At 61.2% G+C, this 24,209-nt stretch carries 21 protein-coding genes, 1 tRNA gene and 1 pseudogene; 18 read left to right on the top strand and 5 right to left on the bottom strand.

Going from position 1 to position 24,209, the window contains the following annotated elements; translation table 11 throughout:
- The first annotated feature begins 199 nt into the window (after positions 1–199).
- Both ACSQ3F_RS10700 and ACSQ3F_RS10695 read left to right on the top strand, forming a co-directional pair.
- Positions 200–433: a hypothetical protein gene (locus tag ACSQ3F_RS10700; protein WP_436100188.1), complete on the top strand. Its 234-nt coding sequence runs from the start codon at positions 200–202 to the stop codon at positions 431–433.
- Positions 434–1,021: 588 nt separating this feature from the next.
- Positions 1,022–2,881 (top strand): annotated as a pseudogene (locus tag ACSQ3F_RS10695) (diguanylate cyclase); the annotation flags it as partial.
- A gap of 64 nt (positions 2,882–2,945) precedes the next feature.
- Here ACSQ3F_RS10695 and ACSQ3F_RS10690 read toward each other — a convergent pair.
- Positions 2,946–3,030 (bottom strand) — tRNA-Leu (locus tag ACSQ3F_RS10690).
- A gap of 177 nt (positions 3,031–3,207) precedes the next feature.
- On the opposite strand from ACSQ3F_RS10690, the gene ACSQ3F_RS10685 reads away from it, so the two are divergent.
- Positions 3,208–3,795, top strand: a complete 588-nt coding sequence (locus ACSQ3F_RS10685) for a YqaA family protein (RefSeq protein ID WP_436100187.1) — start codon at positions 3,208–3,210, stop codon at positions 3,793–3,795.
- Positions 3,796–3,803: 8 nt separating this feature from the next.
- Positions 3,804–4,325 (top strand): disulfide bond formation protein B, encoded by a 522-nt coding sequence (locus ACSQ3F_RS10680; RefSeq protein WP_436100186.1) that lies wholly within the window; start codon positions 3,804–3,806, stop codon positions 4,323–4,325.
- A 61-nt stretch (positions 4,326–4,386) separates the two neighbouring features.
- On the opposite strand, the gene ACSQ3F_RS10675 is transcribed toward ACSQ3F_RS10680, so the two are convergent.
- Both ACSQ3F_RS10675 and ACSQ3F_RS10670 read right to left on the bottom strand, forming a co-directional pair.
- Positions 4,387–4,944 carry an HNH endonuclease gene (locus tag ACSQ3F_RS10675; RefSeq protein ID WP_436100185.1) on the bottom strand — a complete coding sequence of 186 codons (558 nt, stop codon included), beginning with the start codon at positions 4,942–4,944 and terminating at the stop codon, positions 4,387–4,389.
- A gap of 108 nt (positions 4,945–5,052) precedes the next feature.
- Positions 5,053–5,700 (bottom strand): DNA-3-methyladenine glycosylase family protein, encoded by a 648-nt coding sequence (locus ACSQ3F_RS10670; RefSeq protein WP_436100184.1) that lies wholly within the window; start codon positions 5,698–5,700, stop codon positions 5,053–5,055.
- A 99-nt stretch (positions 5,701–5,799) separates the two neighbouring features.
- Between ACSQ3F_RS10670 and gluQRS the strand changes: the two genes are divergently transcribed.
- Positions 5,800–6,687 (top strand): tRNA glutamyl-Q(34) synthetase GluQRS, encoded by an 888-nt coding sequence (gluQRS, locus tag ACSQ3F_RS10665; RefSeq protein ID WP_436100183.1) that lies wholly within the window; start codon positions 5,800–5,802, stop codon positions 6,685–6,687.
- Here gluQRS and ACSQ3F_RS10660 read toward each other — a convergent pair.
- The gene (locus ACSQ3F_RS10660; RefSeq protein ID WP_436100182.1) at positions 6,682–7,596 is read right to left on the bottom strand and encodes a YihY/virulence factor BrkB family protein; all 915 of its coding nucleotides are present in this window, start codon (positions 7,594–7,596) and stop codon (positions 6,682–6,684) included. The two genes, gluQRS and ACSQ3F_RS10660, sit on opposite strands and share 6 nt — an antisense overlap.
- A gap of 90 nt (positions 7,597–7,686) precedes the next feature.
- On the opposite strand from ACSQ3F_RS10660, the gene ACSQ3F_RS10655 reads away from it, so the two are divergent.
- The 8 genes from ACSQ3F_RS10655 to ACSQ3F_RS10620 all read left to right on the top strand — a co-directional run bounded on the left by ACSQ3F_RS10655 (position 7,687) and on the right by ACSQ3F_RS10620 (position 15,204).
- Positions 7,687–8,520, top strand: coding sequence for an SDR family oxidoreductase (locus tag ACSQ3F_RS10655; protein WP_436100181.1), 834 nt, complete (start codon positions 7,687–7,689; stop codon positions 8,518–8,520).
- A 23-nt stretch (positions 8,521–8,543) separates the two neighbouring features.
- A complete protein-coding gene (locus tag ACSQ3F_RS10650; protein ID WP_436100180.1) occupies positions 8,544–8,741 on the top strand; it encodes a twin transmembrane helix small protein in 198 nt (65 codons plus the stop codon).
- Between the two features lie 272 nt (positions 8,742–9,013).
- On the top strand, positions 9,014–9,592 hold the full coding sequence (locus tag ACSQ3F_RS10645; protein WP_436100179.1) for a cob(I)yrinic acid a,c-diamide adenosyltransferase: 579 nt from the start codon (positions 9,014–9,016) through the stop codon (positions 9,590–9,592).
- 33 nt (positions 9,593–9,625) lie between these two features.
- Positions 9,626–10,420 carry a rhomboid family intramembrane serine protease gene (locus ACSQ3F_RS10640; RefSeq protein ID WP_436100178.1) on the top strand — a complete coding sequence of 265 codons (795 nt, stop codon included), beginning with the start codon at positions 9,626–9,628 and terminating at the stop codon, positions 10,418–10,420.
- A 290-nt stretch (positions 10,421–10,710) separates the two neighbouring features.
- The gene (locus ACSQ3F_RS10635; protein ID WP_436100177.1) at positions 10,711–11,460 is read left to right on the top strand and encodes an electron transfer flavoprotein subunit beta/FixA family protein; all 750 of its coding nucleotides are present in this window, start codon (positions 10,711–10,713) and stop codon (positions 11,458–11,460) included.
- A 26-nt stretch (positions 11,461–11,486) separates the two neighbouring features.
- Positions 11,487–12,416 carry an electron transfer flavoprotein subunit alpha/FixB family protein gene (locus ACSQ3F_RS10630; RefSeq protein ID WP_436100176.1) on the top strand — a complete coding sequence of 310 codons (930 nt, stop codon included), beginning with the start codon at positions 11,487–11,489 and terminating at the stop codon, positions 12,414–12,416.
- Between the two features lie 231 nt (positions 12,417–12,647).
- Positions 12,648–13,520 (top strand): 3-hydroxybutyryl-CoA dehydrogenase, encoded by an 873-nt coding sequence (locus ACSQ3F_RS10625; protein WP_436100175.1) that lies wholly within the window; start codon positions 12,648–12,650, stop codon positions 13,518–13,520.
- Between the two features lie 91 nt (positions 13,521–13,611).
- Positions 13,612–15,204, top strand: coding sequence for an EAL domain-containing protein (locus ACSQ3F_RS10620; protein WP_436100174.1), 1,593 nt, complete (start codon positions 13,612–13,614; stop codon positions 15,202–15,204).
- Here the strand turns inward: ACSQ3F_RS10620 and tlpA are convergent.
- A complete protein-coding gene (gene tlpA, locus ACSQ3F_RS10615) occupies positions 15,190–15,873 on the bottom strand; it encodes a thiol:disulfide interchange protein TlpA (RefSeq protein ID WP_436100173.1) in 684 nt (227 codons plus the stop codon). The genes ACSQ3F_RS10620 and tlpA overlap by 15 nt on opposite strands.
- A gap of 43 nt (positions 15,874–15,916) precedes the next feature.
- On the opposite strand from tlpA, the gene argH reads away from it, so the two are divergent.
- From argH to ACSQ3F_RS10590, 5 genes are all read left to right on the top strand, one after another.
- Entirely contained in the window at positions 15,917–17,320 is a 1,404-nt protein-coding gene (argH, locus tag ACSQ3F_RS10610) for an argininosuccinate lyase (RefSeq protein WP_436100172.1), read from the top strand.
- Between the two features lie 94 nt (positions 17,321–17,414).
- Positions 17,415–17,609 carry an LPS translocon maturation chaperone LptM gene (gene lptM, locus ACSQ3F_RS10605; RefSeq protein WP_436100171.1) on the top strand — a complete coding sequence of 65 codons (195 nt, stop codon included), beginning with the start codon at positions 17,415–17,417 and terminating at the stop codon, positions 17,607–17,609.
- A gap of 12 nt (positions 17,610–17,621) precedes the next feature.
- Entirely contained in the window at positions 17,622–18,890 is a 1,269-nt protein-coding gene (gene lysA / locus ACSQ3F_RS10600; RefSeq protein WP_436100170.1) for a diaminopimelate decarboxylase, read from the top strand.
- Positions 18,891–19,034: 144 nt separating this feature from the next.
- Positions 19,035–21,662: a TIGR02302 family protein gene (locus tag ACSQ3F_RS10595; RefSeq protein ID WP_436100169.1), complete on the top strand. Its 2,628-nt coding sequence runs from the start codon at positions 19,035–19,037 to the stop codon at positions 21,660–21,662.
- A gap of 374 nt (positions 21,663–22,036) precedes the next feature.
- Positions 22,037–23,689 (top strand): ArnT family glycosyltransferase, encoded by a 1,653-nt coding sequence (locus ACSQ3F_RS10590; RefSeq protein ID WP_436100168.1) that lies wholly within the window; start codon positions 22,037–22,039, stop codon positions 23,687–23,689.
- Positions 23,690–24,209 lie beyond the last annotated feature (520 nt).

The raw sequence follows: 24,209 nt of genomic DNA, 5'->3' as shown, positions 1-24,209 counted from the left end.
GCGTTCCCGCAACAGCGGTGCGAGGAGCAGATAGCCACCCGCGCGTCCAGACGCCATCGTGAAAAATAGGTTCCCGAAAGCGGGCCTTGACTCTCCCCCAATCGAGAACATAATAAGAACATTCACGGCGATGCGGCCGCCAATCTGAAAATCTGTCCACTGGATATCCACTGTCTTTGCACAGGGGAAAGGAGAAGCCGTGTCGACGATCGATGCCATTGCGCATGACACTCAATATTCCGAGCCGGTCGATGAGATCGCCGCCGCGCTGGCGTTTCATAACGGCGATGTTCGCGCCACGATCGGCATGCTTATCGAGGACTGCCGTCATCTGCGCGAGCAACTGGCATTGACCCAGATTGCCATGAGCATCGGCTTTACACGCGGCTGGACGCCGAGCTTCGAACGGGACGCCATCACGCGGCGGGATTGAAGCATAGAGCTGTCACAAAACCGCGGGGCTGGGGCCTGCACGCGCGGCCGACCATTGGCAGACGCACCACCCCGCGAACTAAACGCGCGGGGTGGATCAGGTCGCGCCGCATTTCACGAGTGAGCATTAGCATCTTCTGAAATCAATGACTGCAGCGATTCTGCCACAGTGGGATGCTAACGTTGCCGGTCTCGGCATTTTCCGCCACGGCGAAGCCTTCCCGCGCCATTCCGGATCATTTTTCGAGCCTTTCGGACCCTCGAGGCGTGGCGGGTGATGTCCGCTGCGGGAGATCCTGCTGTTGGGCGATGAGCGGACAGACGTTTGCGGTGGTTCCTGGCGAGGCTTTGCGCGGTCATGAGCCCGATATGACGCCGGCATATGGTCTGTCACGACGTTCATGGATGCTCTCCGAGGCGCCAGTTCCGTGACAAAATCGCAACATTCCGGCCCCTAATCAACCATCGATGGCGCAAACATCCGAGAAATATTCATCTTCGCTGAAAAGAGGCTTCGGATTAACAAAACTCACACCAGTTGCTGCCTAAAGCTCGTCTTATAGATATGGTAGAAGGCCGATGCAGCGCGATGAATGGCATCTGGGGGCAACTTGCCGGTAACCTTGCATTTGTATGCCTGGCGATTTCGATTTGGGCGCATTTGTCGATTTGGTTCCAGCGGCAGCTGGACGGCTACGCAAAGTTCGCCTTCGGGATCATGGCCGGCGGTACGTCGATCGGTTCTATACTGCTCGCAGCCGAATTCAGTCCCGGCATCTATGTCGATCTGCGCTTCGCGCCCCTTGCGCTCGCAGGCCTATTTGGAGGGCCGGTCGCCGCGGTTATTGCCGCGTCGATATCCATCATTTTCCGCACCACGGTTGGCGGTGCTGGCGCCGTGGACGGTGCCGCAGCAATTGGTGCCATCGCCGGCATCGGCCTGATTGCCAATTTCCTCATCAGGAAGAGGTCGCCAAAGCTCCTCGACATCGTTCTCCTGGCTTTGGCAACCGGCGCCGCGCTCGTTGTGTTGATGGCTGTGCTTCCCACGCTGTCGAAGGCCAACACGCTGGTCATGGTCGGCCAGCCTATGATGACGCTGAACTGCATTGCAATAGCCGCCTGCGGTCTCATCCTGCTGAAAACGCAGCATGTGGAGCTGGAACGCAGCATATTGGTGACTGCATTTTCGCAATCGCCCGACTATCTGTACGTGAAGGATCGGGACAGCCGGTTCATCACCGTCAACGACAACATGGTCCGCCTTTTCCGGCTTCAGACACCGGCAGAGATGTTCGGGTTGTCCGACTTCCATCTTATGAAACGGCCACTCGCCGAAGAACTATATTACCGCGAACAGGAGGTCATGCGCACGGAAGTGCCTCTTATCGACTCCGTCGAACACATTGGGGACAGGTATATGCTGGCCTCGAAAGTTCCCCTTCGGGATAGGGAAGGACGTGTGATCGGGCTTGCGGGGGTAACACGTGACATCACGGAGCGCACTGCGCTCGAACGGGAACTGAGGGAAAGCAAGAACTTGCTGTCGCATGCCATGGCCGGCATGTCCGATGGCTTTGCCATGTTTGATAAGAAGGGCTTCCTTCTCTTTTGTAACAAGCAGTATCGCGATGCCTTCCCGCTGTCTCGGGATGCCCGCGTGATTGGCGCGCATATCAGCGACATCCTGCGCCGCGTCGCCGAAACCCGCGAAAGGCTGGATATTTCCTATGATGCGGTGGAAGACTGGATCAAGACCGCCGGCGCCACTTTGCATTGCAACAAGGATGAAGAGATTCAGCTGCACAACGGAGACTGGCGCAGCCTCAAGACGAGGCTTGCGGAAGACGGGACTGCAATGGTCGTCGTCTCGGACATCACCACAATGAAGCAGGCCGAAATGGCGCTTAGGCTATCGGCGGAGCAATTGAAGAGCCTGGCCGAAACGGACGGGCTGACCGGCCTCGTCAATCGCCGGGCCTTCGACGAGGCTTTCACGCGTGAGGCGGCGCGAAGCGTCAGAACCAATATACCGCTCAGTCTTCTGATGATCGATATCGATCGGTTCAAGGCATATAACGACACCTATGGACATCCAGCGGGAGACCAATGCCTGCGCCTGGTCACCAAATGCTTGCTCCATGCGACAAAACGGGCGACGGATATCGTTGCCCGGTATGGCGGCGAGGAATTCGTGGTCCTGCTTCCGGATACCGATGAGGCGGGAGCGCTCGTCGTTGCCGAGCAGTTCGCCCTCCATCTGAACGAAAAGAACGTCGCTCATTCCCAGAGCGAATTCGGGAGGGTGACCGCGAGTATCGGCATATCATCCGCACAAGGACGCATCTTGCAGGCAGAGCCGGGCCTCCTCCTGTCGATCGCGGATGCCGCGCTCTACGACGCCAAAGCGCAAGGCCGCAATCGCATTCTCCTTCGCCAGCCGCCCGACGACCTTGCTCCGTTGAAAAAGCTGGCCGACGACGGGTTGGCGGGCGGCATCGCGAAAAAAAATGTGGTGCCCCATGCCGGAATCGAACCAGCACTCCTTTCGGAACTCGATTTTGAGTCGAGCGCGTCTACCAGTTCCGCCAATGGGGCACGGATACCTCTGAGGTAGCAAAAAGCGTGTACACGATGCGTTTCGGGCCGGTCAACCGGGATTTTGACGATCGGGCCGGCGGGAATCACAAAACTGTGCGCTTCGCACCTGCAGCACATCATTTACAGCGCCGGCAATCCTGCCTAAAAGGCTTCGAGATTAACTGGAACGCCCGCATGCTCCGTAGCCTTTACGACTGGACAATGTCGCTCGCCGCCCGGAAATCCGCTGAAGTCTGGCTGGCGGTCATCGCTTTCGTCGAGAGTTCCATCTTCCTCGTTCCCGCCGACGTCCTGTTCCTGCCGATGGCACTGGCCCGGCCGGAGCGCGCCTGGCGCTACGCTTTTGTTGCGACGGTGGCATCGGTGCTTGGCGGCATCGCCGGCTGGTATATCGGCCACTATGCCTTCGAGGCGCTGGCAAGGCCCATACTGCAATTCTACGGCAAGCTGGAAGCCTTCGAGACGATGAAGGCATCGGTCGGCTACGAGACGCTGGTGCTGCTTCTGGTCACCTCGGGCCTGGCGCATCTGCCACCGATCAAGGTGGTAACGATCCTTTCCGGCGCGGCCAATATCAATCTCGGCCTGTTCATCATTTCGGCGATCATCGCCCGCGGCGCGCGCTTCTTCGTACTGGCCTGGCTCCTGCGCCGTTATGGCGAGGATATCCGCCATTTCATCGAAAAACGGCTCGGTATGTTGGCGGCGGCCGTGGCCGGCCTGCTGATCGCCATGTTTGCAGCCTATCGTTTCCTTGCCTGAGATGCCTGATGGAGCTTTCCTTGAGCACTAGCCTGACACAGCCGGCGCGCGGCCTTGCTGCCTCCCTCATTGCCACGGTAGGCATGGCGGTGACCGTCGGCGGGGCGCTCGCCTTCGAACATATCGGCGGCTACATCCCCTGCGCGCTCTGCCTGATGCAGCGGACGCCCTATTACTGGGGCATCCCGATCGGCATCGCAGCCGTCGTCGCCTCCGTCCTGAAACTGCCAGCCTGGCTGACGCGGTCGCTGCTCGTGATCGTCGGCATCCTGATGCTGGCCGGCGCCGGGCTCGGCGTCTATCACGCCGGTGTCGAGTGGCATTTCTGGGAAGGCCCCGCGACCTGCGCGACCTCGGCATCGGGTGTGTCGACCAACGTCGGCGATCTGCTCGGCGATCTCGACAGCAAGCACGGCCCCTCCTGCACGGATGCGGCACTGCGCGTTCTCGGGCTTTCCTTTGCGGGATGGAATGTCATCGCCAGCCTGATCCTGGCTGCCATTGCGCTGCGGGGCGCGGCAAAGGCGTAAACCTGCACAGGCGGCGGCTTACACCGCCGCTCGTGCGGTTAATGTCCGTGACGCTAGGCCATCAGGGCTGCAGTTCAACATCCCAGTAGAGATAGTCCATCCAGCTTTCATGCAGATGGTTCGGCGGGAAGAGCCGTCCGTTGTTGTGCAGGTCCTGCACCGTCGGGTGGAACGGTTTCTGGTACGGGAACATGCCCGCCTGGCGCGGCAGCTTGCCGCCCTTCCTCAGATTGCAGGGCGAACAGGCGGCGACGACGTTTTCCCAGGTGGTCTGGCCGCCGCAGCAGCGCGGGACCACGTGGTCGAAGGTCAGATCATCAGGCGAGCCGCAATACTGGCACTCGAACCGGTCGCGCAGGAACACGTTGAACCGGGTAAAGGCCGGATGGCGCGACGGCTGCACATAGCTTTTCAGGCAGACGACGCTCGGCAGGCGCATGGAGAAGCTGGGGGAGGAAACCTGGTGGTCGTATTCTGCGAGGATATGCACACGGTCTAGAAAAACCGCCTTGATCGCGTCCTGCCAGGACCAGAGCGACAAGGGGTAGTAACTCAGCGGCCTATAGTCAGCGTTCAGCACGAGCGCTGGAAGGCCGTGTGGTGAGACTGCAATCGTCAAGCCAGTATACTCCTGCTCGATTCGGCACCTGCACCTTCTATATTAGGCGCGTTGCGTCAGGATTGTGAAGCCAAAAGGAAAAAGGAAACAAAAGATTCGCTTTTTGCCTTACGGCGCCACGGGCAGGCCGTCCCGGCGCATTTCGGTGGCATAATACGCCCAGAAAAGCCGGGCGGCGACGCTGCGCCACGGAGCCCAGAGCGCCGTCAGCGAATCAAGTTCCCGCGCCGAGGGCCTGACCTCCAGCGTCAGCGCATGGCCGACGGCGTTCTGCAGCGCCACGTCGCCGACCGGGAAGACGTCGGGATGACCGGCACAGAACAAGAGATAGACTTCGGCCGTCCAGCGGCCGACACCCTTGATCGAGGTCATTTCGCGGATGGCGGCGCGGCCTTCGATCTCGCAGATCGCCGCAAGATCGAGTTCCTTGAGGGTGACGGCCCTTGCCACGGCGCGCAGAGCCTCGGCCTTGGCGCGCGACAGTCCGAGCTCGCGGCAATCCTCGTCGGACGCGGCAAGAACGGCCTCGGCCGAGATGTCGCCCAGCTTCTCTTCCATGCGCCGCCAGATCGCCGCGGCGCTGGCTTTGGAGACCATTTGGGAGACGATGATATTGGCGATGCCGCGATAACCGGGATCGGCGCGGCGCAGCGGCACCGGTCCGGCCTTGGCAACCACCGGCTCCAGCCGCGCATCGAGCATCACCAGCCCGTGCAACCCGGCGGCGATATCCTCGTGCGTGCGGATGATCCGCATCTCCAATCCTCCAACGCAAAACGGGCGTTCACTCGATTCGCCTCCACGACAGGAGCGAAACGAATGGCCCGGCGCGCTCTTCCATGGCAAGAAGTAAGCATGAACGCGCCTTTGTCAAAACAACCGGTCTTTCGATTCGCGCCAAGCCCGAACGGCCAGCTTCACCTCGGTCACGCATTGTCGGCCATTCTCAATCATGACATGGCGAGGGCGGCGGATGGACGCTTCCTGCTACGGATCGAGGACATCGATATTACCCGCTGCACGCCGGAATTCGAAGCCGGCATTTACGACGATCTCGGCTGGCTCGGATTGTCGTGGGAAACACCAGTCCGCCGGCAGTCCGAGCATCTCGATCTCTACCGGCAGGCACTCGGTCGGCTGATCGACCGGGACCTGGTCTATCCCGCGTTCCTGACACGTGGCGCGATCAAGACCGCAGTTGCCGAATTCGAGGCGAAGGGCAAGGCCTGGCCGCGCGATCCGGACGGCGCACCGCTTTATCCCGGTGAGGAGCGCAAGCTATCAGCCGCCGGCCGCCAGCGGATGCTTGCCGGAGGCAAGCCGCATGCGTGGCGGCTCGACATGGACAAGGCGATCGCGGAGCTGGACGCGCCGCTGACATGGCAGGAAACCGGCGCGGGGCCGAACGGCGAAACGGGACAGATTACCGCCGATCCGGCTGCCTGGGGTGATGTCGTCCTGTCGCGCTCCGATGCGCCCTCGAGTTACCATCTCGCAGTGACGATGGACGATGCGCTGCAGGGGGTGACGCATGTGGTGCGCGGATCCGATCTCTATCATGCGACCGCGGTGCATCGGCTGCTGCAGCGATTGCTGGACCTTCCAGAGCCCGTCTACCATCACCACCGCCTCATCCCCGGGCCGGACGGGCGAAAACTGTCGAAGAGCAACAGGGACACGGGGATTGCGGCTTTCCGTGAGGCGGGAAAAACACCGGACGATGTCCGGGCGATGATCCTATAGGATATTTTCCTTGCGGTTTTCCGCAGTCTGACCCTCTCCCTCCTTCGCCCCCCTGAAGCTGCGCATCACCATGCGCTTGACCTTGTATTTCAGGATCGCCGCGTTGATCTCCGCGCCGATGATGAAGATGACGCCGACGATATAGAGAAAGACCAGGGCGATCATGATCGAGGCGAGCCCGGCATAGGTCGAGACGTAGTTGGCAAAGGTGGCAAGGTAGGAGGCAAAGATATAGGCGCCGATCGACCAGGCGATCAGCGTCAGGATGATGCCCGGCAGCACGTCGAGGATTTTCCGGTGTCCATCGGGCAGCCACAGATGGCTGACGATCAGCCCCGTCGTCAGCATGACGAAGACGCCGGCAAGGCTCCAGCTGTCGAGCAGCGCCAGAAGAGTGTTGAACCATGGCAGGTAGGTTCCGGCATAGCGGATGGCGAGCGGCACGGCGACCAGCAGGACGCTGACGATCGCCAGCACCAGCACGCCGACAAGCACGAAACCGAGGCTCGCCACGCGCGTCCTGTACCAGGGCCTGCTTTCGGCGACGCGGTAGGCGCGGTTGAGCGAGACCCTGAGCGCCTCGACGCCGTTGGAGGCGAAATAGGCGGCGGCGAGCACGGAAATGGTGAGCAAACCGCCGCGCGGAATGGTCAGCACCCGAACCACCTCGCCGGAAATCGGTTTTGCGATCGATTCCGGCCAGGTGTCGAAGATGAAATGCACGGCGGTGGTGGCGAACTGGTCGGCGCCGAGAAAGCTGCCGAGCGCCGTGCCGAAGATCAGGAAGGGAAAAATCGCAAGCAGGGTGGAAAGCGCGACATGGCTCGCCATCGCCCAGCCGTCATCCTCGCTGAAATGCCAGACCGCATCGAAGATGACCTTCCAGGCTATGCGAATGAAGGCCGGCATTCTCTCTCCAATTATTCCAGCGGTTCTCTGATTGTAACCCGTTCATGAATATGGGAGACCGGGCGGTAATTTCTACAGGAACTGACCAGAATGACCGACCGTCCCTCGATAATCGTCACCGGCTGCTCCTCCGGCATCGGCGCCTGGTGCGCCCGGGCACTGGCCAAGGACGGCTGGCGGGTGTTTGCGACCGTCCGGCGGGTCGAGGATCTCGGGCCGTTGGAAAACGACGGCATCGAAGCCTTCCTTATGGATTATACCAAACCAGACACCATATATTCTCTTGTGGAACAGGTGTTTGCCCGGACTGGCGGCAGGCTGGACGCGCTGTTCAACAACGGCGCCTACGGGCAGGCTGGCGCGGTCGAGGACCTGCCGACGGAAGCCTTGCGCCTGCAACTGGAAACCAACGTCATCGGCTGGCACGATCTGACGCGGCAGGTCATCCCGGCAATGCGGGCGCAGGGTCACGGTCGCATCGTACAGTGCTCATCCATTCTCGGCATCGTGCCGTACAGGTGGCGGGGCGCCTACAATGCCTCGAAATTCGCGCTCGAAGGCCTGACGCTGACAATGCGCATGGAACTTGCAGGAAGCGGCATCGAGGTGAGCCTGATCGAGCCCGGACCGATCGCATCGCGCTTCACCGCCAATGCGATCACTTATGTCGAGCGCTTCATCGATATGAAGGGCTCGGTGCATGCCAAGGAATATGAACGGCAGATGCGGCGACTGAAGGGCGAGAGCGCACCTGCCAGAGGCAAGCTGGAGCCCGATGCGGTCTATGCTGCGCTGAAACGCGCATTGACGGCGAAGAAGCCGAAGCCGCATTACATCGTGACGCAGCCGGCCAAACAGGGCGCGTTTCTGAAGAAACTGCTTCCGGCCGGCCTGTTCTATCGCATCATCGGCCGTCTCGGCTGACGGGAAAGAGGGAGGTAATTCAGATGAACAGTTTTATGACCGGTTTGACGTTGCTCGTCATGGGCCTTGTCGCCATCGTTCTCATCCGCGGCCTCCTGAACATGGTCAGGGGCGGCGACGGCAACACATCCAACAAGCTGATGCAGGCCCGCGTGTTCCTGCAGGCGGTGGCGATCGTCCTGATCATGCTGACGCTGTGGTTCACCGGCGGCGGCCGTTAGAGCCTCTTTCCTACAATCATACGCATTCTGCCTGAAGGATTTTTGACCACGATTGTGATTTCCGTCGAAGAGCGTACCGGAAAGTACGGTCGAGACGGAAATCGCAATCCTGGTCAAAAAGCATCCGGCCCTAAAGGGTTGGTTGAAAACGGCCGTCCACTTTGTCAGATGGCTTGACCGATGGAGCCGCATCGCTCTACGCCATCCTTCGCGTGGAACGGCCGTTTTGAACCAACAGAATGCATATGATTGTAGGAAAGAGGCTCTAACCGATGGTGAAGCTCAACAAGATCTACACGAGGACCGGCGACGACGGCACGACGGGTCTCGCCACCGGCCCCCGCCGCCTGAAGAGTGATCTGCGCGTCGAAGCCTTTGGCACGATCGACGAGGCCAATTCCTTCATCGGACTGGCGCGCCAGCATACCGCAGAACTCGCGGCGCTCGATGCGATGCTGATGCGCATCCAGAACGACCTGTTCGACCTCGGCGCCGACCTCTCGACACCGGATACGGGCGAGACGCTGCCTTACGAGCCGCTGCGCATCATCGCAGCACAGGTGACCCGGCTCGAAACCGAGATCGACGCACTGAACGCCGACCTCGACCCGCTTCGCTCCTTCGTACTGCCCGGCGGCAGCGGCGCGGCTGCGGCCTTGCATATCGCCCGCACGGTCGCGCGGCGAGCCGAACGGCAGATGGTCGAACTGGCGCGCATCGAGGGCGAGACCGTCAGTCGCGAGGCGCTCGCCTATGTCAACCGGCTCTCCGATTTCCTCTTCGTCGCGGCGCGCTGGACGAACGGCAAGGGCAAGTCGGATGTGCTTTGGGTTCCGGGAAAAAACAGGTAGTCTCGCCACGCGACCGGTTTTTCAGGGGATCTCATGTTCATACCGCTGCACGACGCGAATTCCCTGAAGCACATCAAGGTCCAGTATGTCACGATTAGCCTGATCATCATCAATGTGGTCATCTGGCTGTTCACCGGGCCGCTGCTGGTGCCGGAAACCTTTTCCAACGCCACCGTCATGGGCCTGGGCTACATTCCCGCCATCGCCTTCGACTATGCGCAACTCACGCCTGATCTCGTGCTGGTGCCGGACGAGGCCACTTACGTCACCTATGCGTTCCTGCACGGCGACGTCTGGCATCTGGCCGGCAACATGCTGTTCCTCTGGGTATTCGGCGATAATGTCGAGGATGCACTGGGACATATCCGCTATCTGGTCTTCTACCTCTTGTGCGCCGCCGCCGGGGCCCTGACGCACGGCCTAACCAACACCGCCTCCGAAGCGCCACTGATCGGCGCGTCGGGTGCGATCTCCGGTGTCGTCGCCGCCTATTTCCTGCTGCACCCCAAGGTCCGGGTCTGGGTGCTGGTGCTCTTTCGCATCCCGCTTCCCCTTCCCGCCTTCATTCCGCTGGCGTTCTGGATCGGACAGCAGTTCTTCATGCTCGTGGCAGATCCCGAGAGCGGCGTCTCCTGGGGCGCGCATGTAGGCGGCATCGTTGCCGGGCTCGTTCTGGTTGTCATTTTGCGACGCCGGGACGTGCCGTTGTTCGACCGCACGATCGTCACGCCGCGCGCCGTCCGGCATGTCGAGGCAACGCCCGTCACCCCATCTCCCGTTGCCGCCGAAAACACGAGAAAGCCGACGCCTTGGGGAAGACCGTCCTGATTGGTTCGGGAGCAAGCTACAGCCAACTCAAAGATATCGATCAAAAACAATATATTAGCGACGTTCAGGGCGTTTTCTCCGGAAAAATGGCCGCAAACGCTCGCCGTTCGGTCACGATTTAATATTGACGCGCACGTAAACGTAAGTATTTTTCACCTCGCATTCTTTTGGCCACCGGAGGGGCAAAGATTGTAATTGGAGAAAAAACGCGTATCGATGTCGCCAACCGACAATCAGGCAGCTGCGTTAAAGCGCATTTTCTCGGCAAACGTCTTGTAAGGAAGGACACTATGAAAGTTCTGGTCACCGTCAAACGGGTCGTCGACTACAACGTGAAGATCCGCGTCAAGCCGGATGGTTCCGGTGTCGAGCTTGCCAATGTGAAGATGTCGATGAACCCGTTCGACGAGATCTCGGTCGAAGAGGCGCTCAGGCTGAAGGAAGCCGGCAAGGCCTCGGAAGTGGTTGTGGTGTCCGTCGGTCCGGCCAAGGCCGAGGAAACGCTGCGCACGGCGCTGGCGATGGGCGCCGACCGGGCGATCCTCGTCGAGACCGACGATGCCGTCGAGCCGCTGGCGGTCGCCAAGATCATCAAGGGTGTTGCGCAAGCCGAACAGCCGGGCCTGATCATCGTCGGCAAGCAGGCGATCGACGACGATTCGAACCAGACCGGCCAGATGCTGTCGGCGCTGCTCGGCTGGGCGCAGGGGACGTTTGCCTCGAAGGTCGAGATTACCGACGGCAAGGCGCAGGTCACCCGCGAAGTCGACGGCGGTCTGCAGACGATCGAAATCACGCTGCCGGCCGTGGTGACCACCGACCTCAGATTGAACGAGCCGCGCTACGCCTCGCTGCCGAACATCATGAAGGCGAAGAAGAAGCCGCTCGACAAGAAGACACCGGCCGATTTCGGCGTCGACACGACCGCCCGCCTCAAGGTCCTGAAGACCGAGGAACCGTCGGGCCGCAAGGCCGGCATCAAGGTCAAGACGGTCGCCGAACTGGTCGACAAGCTGAAAAACGAAGCCGGCGTGCTTTAAAGGTCCAGGAAAAGGAGACTAACATCATGGCCATTCTTCTTCTGGCAGATCACGACAACCAGACCCTGTCCGACCAGACCGCCAAGGCGCTGACGGCTGCCGCAAAGATCGGCGGCGACGTGCATGTGCTGGTCGCCGGCGCGGGCGCCAAGGCTGCCGCCGAACAGGCGGCAAAACTCTCCGGCGTGTCGAAGGTGCTGCTTGCCGATGACGCAAGCCTTGCCAACAACCTCGCCGAGCCGCTCGCAGCGCTGATCGTCTCGCTCGCCGGCAGCTACGACACCATCCTCTCGGCCGCCACCTCGGTCGGCAAGAACGTCCTGCCGCGCATCGCCGCCCTGCTCGACATCGCCCAGATCTCGGAAATCACCGAGGTCGTCTCGGCCGACACGTTCAAGCGGCCGATCTATGCCGGCAACGCCATCCAGACGGTGCAGACGAGCGAGGCCAAGAAGGTGATCACCGTGCGCACCGCCTCCTTCGCGTCGGCCGGTGAAGGTGGTTCTGCCTCGGTGGAAACGATCGCGGCTGCCGCCAATCCGGGCCTCTCCAGCTTCGTCAAGGATGCGCTGTCCTCGTCGGACCGGCCGGAACTGACCTCGGCCAGGATCATCATCTCCGGCGGCCGGGCGCTCGGCTCGGCGGAGAAGTTCCAGCAGGTCATCCTGCCGGTCGCCGACAAGCTCGGTGCCGCCGTCGGTGCGAGCCGCGCGGCCGTCGATGCCGGCTACGCCCCGAACGACTGGCAGGTCGGCCAGACCGGCAAGGTGGTCGCACCGCAGCTCTACATCGCGGTCGGCATCTCCGGTGCCATCCAGCACCTGGCCGGCATGAAGGACTCGAAAGTCATCGTCGCCATCAACAAGGACGAAGAAGCCCCGATCTTCCAGGTCGCCGACTACGGCCTTGTCGGTGATCTGTTCGATATCCTGCCGGAGCTCGAAAAGGCGCTTTGAGTCCTTGAAAAAACAAGATTGACGGCCGCGCCATCCCGCGCGGCCGTTTTTCGTTTTGCAGATATCGAGCAGGCCGGTTTTCGCTCGCTGCACCTGCGAATAAAGGCTGGAAAAATGGGCGCATTGCCTTTATCACTTGCAGCCGGAACGCTCGCTTGGAGCGTTTCATTGCTCGTTGCTTGAAACGGAAGCGCGATCGCGCTTTCGTACTGAGGATGGAAAATCGGCTCGATGATCAAGAATGTCGGAATTGTTGGCGCTGGACAGATGGGCTGCGGCATTGCCCAGGTATCGGCTGCGGCCGGTTACAAGGTGCACATCTACGACATCTCGCCTGACCGTGTCGAAGCCGGCCTTGCAACCATCAACGGCAACATGGCGCGCCAGGTTTCCTCCGGCAAACTGACCGACGAGGAGCGCAAGAAAGCGCTGTCGCTGATCAAGGGATCCGCAGACATCAACGATCTCTCGCAGGCCGACCTTGTCGTCGAAGCGGCCACCGAGGACGAAAGCATCAAGCGCAAGATCTATGGCCAGGTCTGTCCGGTTCTCAAGGCCGATGCGATCCTTGCCACCAACACCTCCTCCCTGTCGATCACCCGGCTTGCGTCGGCGACCGACCGGCCGGAACGCTTCATGGGCATCCACTTCATGAACCCGGTTCCCGTGATGAAGCTGGTTGAACTGGTGCGGGGCATCGCGACCGACGAAGAAACCTTTACGAGCGCCAAGCAGTTCGTCACGGCGCTCGACAAGACGATCACGGTTGCCGAGGATTTCCCGGCCTTCATCGTCAACCGCATTCTCCTGCCGATGATCAACGAGGCGATCTACACGCTCTATGAAGGCGTCGGCAGCGTCGACGCCATCGATACGGCGATGAAGCTCGGCGCCAACCACCCGATGGGACCGCTGCAGCTTGCCGATTTCATCGGCCTCGATACCTGCCTGTCGATCATGCAGGTGCTGCATGATGGCCTGGCGGATTCCAAATACCGCCCCTGCCCGCTTCTGGTCAAATATGTCGAAGCCGGCTGGCTCGGCCGTAAATCCGGCCGCGGCTTCTATGATTATCGCGGCGATACACCGGTTCCGACGCGCTGAACCGGGAACAGACGGCTAAATCAGCGGTAGAAAAGTTCAACCGATCTTAACCTGTTTCGCCCACCGTCCTGCCTCAGCAACGGTTCGGGCCATGACAGTGCAACGCAAATTACGATTCGCAGCTTTCGTGCTGTGTTTTACCGGCCTCTTCGTCGGCGGCCTTTCTTTTGCCCATACGGTCTTCATCGCGTCCTGGAACGAGAAGCAGTTGCGTCAGCTTACGAGCGACACCCTCGCGCGCACGGAACTGGCGATCGATTCCGCCGTCATGAAAATGAGCGACGTCATCGTCAACCGCGGCACAACCTGTGCCTCAGTCGATCGAATGGCGATGACAAAAGCGTTCTACGGCTCCAGCATCATGAAGAACATGCGGCTGGAAACGAAAAGCGGCGCCTGCTGGAGTTACGAGGAAAGGAACGAGGCGCTCGAACAATCGATCGCGACGGCGCGGCACAACCGCACCAAGAGCCCCGGCTATTCGCTCTTCTCCCTTCGTTTCCCGGGCTGGAAGGGACTGGGGGTGCGCTGGCAATACGGGTCGGAAGAAAACATCATTGAAGTACTCGCGACCAGCGGGCTGCTCTTTGCAATCCTGCCGGTCGAATTGCGCAACAGCGCGCTGATGGACCTCAGCTTGCCGGATGGAACGTCATTCGCGAGCTATAGTCCGGAGAGAAAATGGAACACCGATGACATCGAACTCACCACTTTCGAGGAGAAATCGGTCCATTATCCCATCGGGATCAGCCTAAAGGTCGATTCCGCCGCCCTTGCGCATTGGAACCAGTCGCTGTCGCCGCAGACGATCGCGATCGTCGCAGCTCTTGGCCTCGGCTTCGGAGTCCTTGCCGCGCGCGGCATGTTCCGCAGCACCTCCATCCTCGATGAACTCGACATAGCTTTGACCAATGGCGAGATAAAGCCGTATTTCCAGCCGATTTTCGACCTTGAAAGCCGAAAACTTCTGGGTTTCGAAATGCTGGCGCGCTGGATCAAGCCCGACGGCGCGGTGATCCCGCCGCTGGCCTTCATTCCACTGGCCGAAAGCAATGGTCGCATCGACAGGCTCACGACCGAACTGCTGAAGCAAGCCGGAGCGCAACTCGGCGAACTGCTGCAGACGCAGAGCCATCTCAAACTGAGTTTCAACGTTACGCCGGATCAATATCTGGCGGAGGGCTTCGTCGACAATCTCGCCGCGCAGGCGACGAGATTCAGGCTTCCCCTGCGTTCGCTTGTGGTGGAGGTCACCGAACGGCAGGTCATCGCAGACAAGGACAAGGCCGCCTCCGTGACGGAGAAACTCATCGACGCCGGCATGCGGGTTGCCATCGATGACGCAGGCACCGGCCACAACGGCCTTTCCGCGATCCATGCGCTCGGCGCCAACTATCTCAAGATCGACAAGTTCTTCGTCGATGGCATCACGCTTGATCGCAAGTCGTCGGAGTTGGTCGAAATGCTGGCCGCACTCGCGGAGAAATTCGGCATGACCGTGGTCGCCGAAGGCGTCGAGACGGAGGAGCAGATCGCTGCCCTGCTGCAGCTCGGAATCCGCGAAGGGCAGGGGTATGTCTATTCCCGGCCCGTGCCCGCAACAACGATCCTTGCCATGGCGGCAAAGGAGGCCGCCGCGCGCGAACAGGCGGATGGACGCGGTTCGCTGTTAAAGAGCGCCTGAAGGCGTCGCTGCGAAAGCGGCCTTCACCAGCGCCTTGGCGTCGTCGCTGTCCCAGGCGGCAGGCCCGTTCATCGATGCAATCAGGCAGCCCTTTTCATCCATCAGCAGCGTGACCGGCAGGCCGAAGGCGAGGCCTTCCTTTTTCAGCGCGTTGAACACGCCCATCGAGGCGTCCCGATAGTAGCCGAGTTCGCGCACGCCGGTCTCGTTCAGGAAGGCCTTCGGCTTCTCATCATCGCCAATATCGATGTTGACGGCCACGACTTCGAATTTGTCGCTGCCTTCTGACTTCTGCAAGGCATCCAGCGCCGGCATTTCCTCGCGGCAGGGCACGCACCAGGTAGCCCAGAGGTTGAGGAGAACGGTCTTGCCGGCAAAATCGGCGAGCGTCAGGTCCTTGCCGTCCTTGTCCTTGAAGCTCAATCCGGCAATCGGGCGCGGCTCGCTGACCGGCGCCATGGCCGCGACCTGGCCTTTCAGGAACGGTGTGATCGCCGCGACCCGATCTTTTGCCGCCTCGCAAGCCTTTGCATCGGCGGTTTCCACCGCCGCACCATTGCCAGACCCGCTTTCCCTGACGTATACCGCTGCCGCACCGGCGATCAGCCCGATAAGGGCGGCGATCACCACCAGTCTGGCGGCAGGGAGGCGTTTCTTCCGGTCTGTCACTTCATTTTCCAAAACGGGTCATTCTCCAGGGCGGGCATTCTTCATGGGCGACGGCACTTCCGAAACCAAAAGCTCCAACCAGATGTGGGGCGGGCGCTTCGCGCAAGGGCCTGCAGCGATCATGGAGGAGATAAATGCCTCGATCGGCTTCGACAAGAAGCTTTTCGCCCAGGATATCCGCGGCTCAATAGCGCATGCGACCATGCTTGCGCATCAAGGCATCATTTCCACCGAGGATAAAGACAAGATCGTTCACGGTCTCGACACGATCTTGTCAGAGATCGAAAGCGGCCAGTTTGAATTCTCCCGGCGGCTCGAAGACATCCATATGAACGTCGAGGCCCGGCTTGCCACGCTCATCGGCCCGGCAGCGGGACGCCTGCACACCGCCCGCTCGCGCAACGACCAGGTGGCGCTCGATTTCCGCCTCTGGGTGAAGGAAGAGTTGCAGAAGTGCGAGAAGATGCTGACGGACCTGATTGCCGCCTTCCTTGATCGAGCCGAAGAGCATGCCGAAACGGTGATGCCCGGCTTCACGCATCTGCAGACTGCGCAGCCCGTCACCTTCGGTCATCACTGCATGGCCTATGTCGAGATGTTCGGCCGCGACCGCTCGCGCGTGCGACACGCCATCGAGCACATGGATGAAAGTCCGATCGGTGCGGCAGCGCTTGCCGGCACCGGCTTTCCGATCGACCGCCATATGACGGCCAAGGCGCTCGGCTTTCGCGAGCCGACCCGCAACTCGATCGACACGGTCTCCGACCGCGATTTCGCGCTGGAGTTCCTGTCGATCGCCTCGATCTGCGCCGTGCACCTGTCGCGGCTGGCTGAAGAGATCGTCATCTGGTCGACGCCGCAGTTCGGCTTCGTGCGCCTGTCGGATGCCTTCTCCACCGGCTCGTCGATCATGCCGCAGAAGAAGAACCCGGATGCGGCCGAACTGGTGCGCGCCAAGACCGGCCGCATCAACGGCTCGCTGGTAGCGCTTCTGACGGTCATGAAGGGCCTGCCGCTCGCCTATTCCAAGGATATGCAGGAAGACAAGGAACAGGTCTTCGATTCGGCCGAGAGCCTGGAACTCGCCATTGCCGCGATGACCGGCATGGTGTGCGACTTGGACGTTCGCGCCGACCGTATGAAGGCTGCAGCCGGATCCGGCTATTCCACCGCGACCGACCTTGCCGACTGGCTGGTGCGCGAGGCAGGCCTGCCCTTCCGTGATGCCCACCATGTCACCGGCCGCGCCGTCGCGCTTGCCGAACAGAAAGCGTGCGAGCTTGCCGAGCTTTCGCTGGAAGACCTGCAGGCGATCCATGCGGATATCACCGACAAGGTATTCGACGTGCTGACGGTCGAAGCCTCGGTCGCCAGCCGCACTTCCTTTGGCGGCACGGCACCGAGCGAAGTGAGGAAGCAGATCGCCTGGTGGCGGGCGCGCAACTGAGGACAAGATTCAGGGTGCACAATGCCCTGAAAACTCGATATGAGTTTCGACAAATTTGTAAGATTGGTCAAAGCGCCCGGCTTGGAAGAAATCAATGCATCTGCGAAAAACCACTTATCTGCTTGCAGCGCTCGCCATCGCCGGCCTGACCCTGTCCGGCTGCGGCCGCAAGGGCGACCTCGATCGCCCGGGTTCGACCGCGCCGATCAACACCAAGGCAGCACCGGGCACCGTCGAAAAGAAGGATGAAGCGCAAGACAAGCCCTTCCTCCTCGACCCTCTCCTTTAACAGGGCACTCCCTTGAACCATTTTGAATATCGCGACGGCATTCTTTTTGCGGAAGACGTCTCCGTCATCGACATCGCCAAGGCAGTCGGCACGCCGTTCTATTGCTATTCCACCGCGACGCTCGAACGGCACTATTCGGTCTTTTCCAAGGCCTTTGCCGATATCGACGCGATGGTCTGCTATGCGATGAAGGCCAATTCCAACCAGGCGGTCCTGAAGACGCTCGGCCGGCTCGGCGCTGGTGTCGACGTGGTTTCCGGCGGCGAGCTGCGCCGCGCGCTGGCGGCCGGCATTCCGGCAAGCCGCATCATGTTCTCCGGCGTCGGCAAGACGTCAGGCGAGATGGACCTAGCGCTTGAGGCCGGCATCTACTGCTTCAACGTCGAATCCGAGCCTGAGCTCGAAATCCTCAACGCTCGTGCCGTCAGGCTCGGCAAGCAGGCGCATGTCTCCTTCCGCATCAATCCGGACGTCGATGCGAAGACGCATGCGAAGATTTCGACCGGCAAGAAGGAAAACAAGTTCGGCATCTCGTGGGAGCGCGCCCGCGCCGTCTACGCCCATGCCGCGACACTGCCCGGCATCAAGGTGACCGGCATCGACATGCATATCGGCAGCCAGATCACCGAGCTGCAGCCGTTCGAGGACGCCTTCAAGCTGCTGCGCGAACTGGTGGATACACTGCGCGCCGATGGCCATACGATCGATCACGTCGATGTCGGCGGCGGGCTTGGCGTGCCCTACAAGGAAGACAACAATCCGCCTCCCCTGCCCGACGCCTATGCCAACATCGTCAAGGACCAGCTGCGCAATCTCAATTGCAAGATCGTCACCGAGCCGGGCCGGCTGATCGTCGGCAATGCCGGCATTCTGGTGACCGAGGTCATCTACGTGAAGGATGGCGGTGAAAAGACCTTCATCATCGTCGATGGCGCCATGAACGACCTGATCCGCCCGACGCTGTATGAAGCCTATCACGAAATCCGGCCGGTGCGGATTTCCGCGGCCAATGCGCCGCGCATCAAGGCCGATGTGGTCGGCCCAGTCTGCGAGACCGGCGACTATCTGGCGCTCGACCGCGAAATGGCCATGCCGAAGCCCGGCGATTTGATCGCTGTCGGCACGGCAGGCGCCTATGGCGCGGTGCAGGCGGGCACCTATAACAGCCGCCTGCTGGTGCCTGAAGTGCTGGTCAAGGGCGACCGATTCCATGTGATTCGGCAGCGCACCAGCTACGAGGACCTGATCGGGCTCGACTCCGTGCCAGACTGGCTCGACTGACGCGAGCCGCCGGTTCGCGGTCCGCCGTTGTTGATAGCGGCGGCCGCAGGCGGCGGAAATCGATCACGATCGCGCTATCGCCCTCGTCTTCGCCACAAAGAGTGTTATCCTTCGCAGCACGTTTCGAACGCTGAAAGGGAACGGATGACGAAAATCCGGCGGGATGTCTCGACGGGGGCGGCGGGCTTCATGCGAAGCCTCGTGGTCAAGCGGACGCTTGCTCGCCTCGTTCTCGTCGCCGAACGAGTGGCACCCCGCGCGCTGCCGCTGCTTGCGACCGTGCTTCTGTTTCTCTCGACTGCCTGGTTCGGCTTCTTCCGCGTTGCGCCGGGCTGGCTGCATGCCACTGTCCTTTTCGCCTTTGCAGCCGCCTTTGTCGCCCTGCTGATCCCGCTGCTGCGTCTTCGCATTCCTGGCAACACCGACGCGGACCGAATGCTCGAAGAGCGCAACAACCTTGCGCACCAGGCGATCCGCGTTCAGGACGACCAGCCGGCCACCAGCGGCGCCTTCGGCCAGGCGCTGTGGCAGGAACACCAGGCACGCATGGCACGGATGATCGGCGCGCTGGAAACCGGCCTGCCGCGGCCTGATATTGCCCGAAGCGATAATTACGGCCTGCGCGCGCTTCCCGTGCTGATCGCCTGCGTTGCCTTTGCCTATTCTTATTCGAACCAGGCCGGCCTGATTTCCGATGCCTTACACCCGCCGCAACAGATCGAACAGAAGCCGGATGTGCGCATCGATGCCTGGGTGACGCCGCCCGCCTATACCGGCCGCGCGCCGGTTTTCCTCACCGGCCGCGAGGGAAGCGAACAGACCGCCAGCAGCACCGAGCCACTTCGCATCCCGCAGTTCAGCGAACTGACCGTGCGTATCACCAGCGGCGGCGGCACCACGCCGGTGACCTATCACGAAGACGGTGCGGCCGAGCCGCTGGTCGTGGCGGCGCAGGAGGCGAAGCCGACCGAAGGGCAGAAAACTGCCGCCGAAACTGTTGCCGCAAATCCGGCCAAACCCGGCGGAGAAACCCATCTACTGAAGATCACCAAGGACGGCACGCTCGCTGTCGGTGACGAAACATGGGCCTTCACGGTGATCCCCGACAGCGTGCCGGATATCGCCTTCGACGGTATTCCCCGCCCCACGGTGAATGCCGCGCTCGAAATCGGCTTTGCCGCCAGGGACGATTACGGCATTCAGGACGCCTGGGCTGAGATCAGACCGCTGGACAAGCCCGAGGCCGGGGCCCATCCGCTTTATCCGCTGCCGGAATATCGTCTCGACCTGCCCAAGCGCAATGCCCGCGAGGCCAAGGGGCTGACGAGCCGCAATCTCAGCGAACATCCGCTCTCCGGAAAGCGCGTCCGCGTTACGCTCGTTGCCCGGGACGCGGCAGGACAGGAAGGCCGCAGCGTGCCGCAGGACATGATCCTGCCCGCCCGCCAGTTCTTCGAGCCGCTGGCCGGCGCCGTGGCCGAGCAGCGCCAGGTGTTCTCGCTTGATGCCAACCAGCTGCCGCGTTCGATCGACCTCAACGATGCGCTGATGATCCGGCCGGACGAGACGATCCCGAACCTCACCCATTTCCTGCTGTTGCAGTCGGCGCGCACCCGCATGGCCCTGGTGCGCAACGACGACATGGCCCGTGACGCCGCCAGCCATCTCTGGGAAATCGCGCTCGGCATCGAGGACGGCGACATGGCGCTGGCCGACAAGCGGCTGCGCGATGCCCAGCAGAAGCTGTCTGAAGCTCTGGAGCGCAACGCTTCCGACGAGGAAATCGCCAAGCTGATGCAGGAACTGCGCGAGGCGATGCAGGACTATATGGAGGCGCTCGCCAGACAGGCTGCCAAGAACCCGCGCATGGCTGCCAATCCCGACCAGAACAACATGCTGCGCCAGCAGGATCTGGAAAAGATGATGGACCAGATCGAGAACCTCGCAAAATCCGGCGCCAAGGATCAGGCGCGCCAGCTGCTGTCTGAAATGCAGCGGATGATGAACAATCTCCAGGCCGGCCGCATGCAGCAACAGCAGGGCCAGCAAAACAGCGAGATGCGCGAGCAGATGGACAAGCTCGGCCAACTGATGCAGCAACAACAGAAGCTGATGGACGAGACCTTCAAGTTCGACCAGGCGCTGCGTGACCGCATGCAGCGCGGCGATCCGCTCGACGGCGAGGATCAGGAGCTGTTCAATCAGGACATGCCGCAGCAACCCGGCCAGCAGCCGGACGAGAACGCAGAGCCAGGCCCGCTCGACAATATGACGGCCGAGGAGCTGAAGCAGGCCCTGAAGAATCTGCAGGCGCAGCAGGAACAGCTCGGTAAACAACTTGGCGAATTGCAGAAGGGCCTCGAAGGCATGGGCATCAAGCCCGGCAAGGGTTTCGGCGAGGCAGGCCGCGAGATGAAAGGGGCCGCCGACCAGCTCGGCAAGGGACAGGGCGAACAGGCCGTCGGCAGCCAGGGCCGGGCCCTGCAGGCCTTGCGCGACGGCGCGCAGGACATGATGCAGCAGATGCAGAGCCAGGGTCAGGGCCCCGGACAGGGTCAGGGCATTCCGCAATATGGCCAGAACGGCCGCGATCCGCTCGGTCGCCGGCAGCAGAATGCCGGGCCGGATTTCGGCGACCAGGTCAAGGTGCCCGACGAAATCGATACCCAGCGCGCGCGGGAAATCCTGGAGGAAATCCGCCGCCGTCTCGGCACGAATTCCTCGCCGGAGACAGAGCGGCAATATCTGGAACGGCTGCTCGATATTCGCTGAGAGCTTCAAAATCAGCCTGAACGGCTTGCCCTCAAGTCTGAGCGACGCCATGCCGCTCCCGTTTCACGTCATCCAGCCTGGCTCGCTTTCGCCCGCATAGATGTTGAAACGCATCCAGCCGATTTGCGGATGCCAGATTTCGAAAACCGCGGATGTCCAAAGTCCGCCATTCACCGAGCTTTGTCCCTCAAATTAAACGGACATCACTCTGCAATACTCATCGCTGCACGAAACGCCCGGCCCTCGTCACCCGGAAAGTTCATCGCCGATCAAAACAAACCCTGATAATGTCTGCATTTTCACGGAGTAACTATAGCGTTACGCATCCGTACTATAGTCCCCACCGTGGTTTGCCGGAGGAGGAGGAGGACATAATGCCGGAATCCGGTATCGGGCAGCGCAATTCCGCAGTTCTGGCCGGCATACTGGTGCTTGCCGCCCTGTTTCGTCTCTACGATGTGCAGCAGCCCTTGATAGATGCTTTTAGCTGGCGACAAGCAAGTACGGCCATGATGGCCGACAATTTCATGACGCGCAGCTGGAACATCTTCTTTCCGCAGGTCAGTTGGACCGGGCCGGGCCCCGCCTATCAGGGTCGCGAACTTCAGATAATCTCCTATATCACCGCCCTGCTCTACACCGTGTTCGGCTGGCATGACTGGCTGGGGCGCCTTGTCGCGATTGCCTTCGGCCTCTGGGGCGTCTTTGCACTGCATCGGTTGATCAATCGCGTGTGGGACACGGCGCACGCTCACGCCGGTGCCTTGATGCTGGCGATCATGCCCGGCGCGGTTTTCATCGACCAGTCGTTTCTTCCCGACCCTGCGATGCTGTCCCTGGTCATCACCGGTGCCTGGCTCTATGTCGTCTATCTGCAGGAAGACCGCCACGGTCTTCTGGTGCTCTCGGGCGTGATTACGACATTGGGCGTGCTGGCGAAGCTGCCCGGCATCGCCGTGGTCGCTCCAATGACCTATGCGACATTTTCCATTCTTGAGGTGAGAGGCAGGCTCAACCCGCGCCGCATCCTGCAGATCGTGCCGGTCGCGCTGATCGCCGGCGCGCTGATCCTCGCCTACTACCGGTGGGCGCTCTATGTGGGCACGAATTATCCGCCCTATCATGTCGCTGGCAGCGGCTATCTATGGGACGACGGGCTGTCCAAATTCTTCAGCCAAGCTTTTTACCTTCCCGCCGCATGGAAGATCGCCAGCAACTGGCTCTTTACCCTGCCCGTCGTGATGCTCGCCGGCGTAGCGCTGCTGGTCATGCCGCCGGGCATGGCCGAGCCTGCGCGCCGCAAGGCCCCGTGGTTTTTCCATGTCTGGCTGGCCGGCGCCGTTTTGATCTATTTCTTCGCCGCGCGCGAGATCAAAACGAATCCGTGGAACTTCCATATCTTCAGCGTGCCGGTGGCTGTGCTGGCGGGCCGGGGGCTTATCCTATTGACTGCCATTGACGGCCGCCACTCGGGCTCGCGATCGCGCTGGCTGCGATTGGCAGCCATTGTGGGTGTGGTGATCGTTGGCGGCAGCATTCCCGGGCTCCAGCTCATGAAGACCCCCTACGCCCAATCCGGCCATAAGCTTGGGGTGCAGTTGAGCTCTCTCAGCAAGCCGGGCGATCTGGTGATTGCGGCATCAGCCACGATCGGCGATCCGATCGCGATCTATTATAGCCGACGCCGGGGCTGGGTTTTCCCGCCAGGCGGCGGGATGAACGACTGGTCGGTCCTTCCGGACGACGGCGAGGCGATCGACATGTTGGAGACGCTGCGGGCGAAAGACGCGGCGTGGTTCGGTGTCGCGAAAAATGCACGCGACTCGAAGGGGCGCAAGCTTCTCGAATACAATACGGGCCTCATCGCGCATCTCGACAAGACGGCCAAGCGTGTCATCGATGACGACACCATGCTGATTTACCGGCTTGCGCCGCCAACCGCGTTTTATCGAGGGAGCCGCATGAAAAGGGTTGTCGCCCCCACGCAATCATCTTCTAACGCGGAACGAGCGACGCAAGGGTTTTAGGATCAAAGCGCCAGTCCGGTGAGCCGTATCCCAAAGGCCAGCGGTAAGGCTCCCTGTCATTGAAGAACAGGATCGTCTCCAACAGCGGGAACTGCTTTTTATAGTCCGGCGAATTGAAAATCTCCGCGTACCAGCCTTGCTTGTAGGTCTGGCTCCCGGAATGGGTCCTGTAGCGCCACGTCGGCATGATTGCAGGCATTCACCTGGAAGTCAGTCGAAACTCCAGCGGGGCACGCAGCGGGAGGTGCGGCCGAAACCGCTCGGCGAGCAGATATACGGACCCCGGCCATAGGCGATCAAACGGGTGTCCGCTTTCAAACCCGAAACGTATGGAACGCTTTTCACGGAAGCAATTTTTGCCCGCTTTTCACGGACCTCCGCGGCAGCCACGCTCTGAACCGCTCCTTTCTTGGGAGCTTGATACGGAGCGGCGGAGACGACGTCGAGGGATGCCCGCTCGAAAGAACAAGATGCGAGCAAGGAAACCAGACCGACTGCGATTGCGCATGAAATTCTACGA

Origin of the sequence: Pararhizobium sp. LjRoot238 (genome assembly GCF_964252955.1) — a bacterium.
Lineage (GTDB): Bacteria > Pseudomonadota > Alphaproteobacteria > Rhizobiales > Rhizobiaceae > Pararhizobium.
This window is presented reverse-complemented; position numbering and strand designations above follow the sequence as displayed.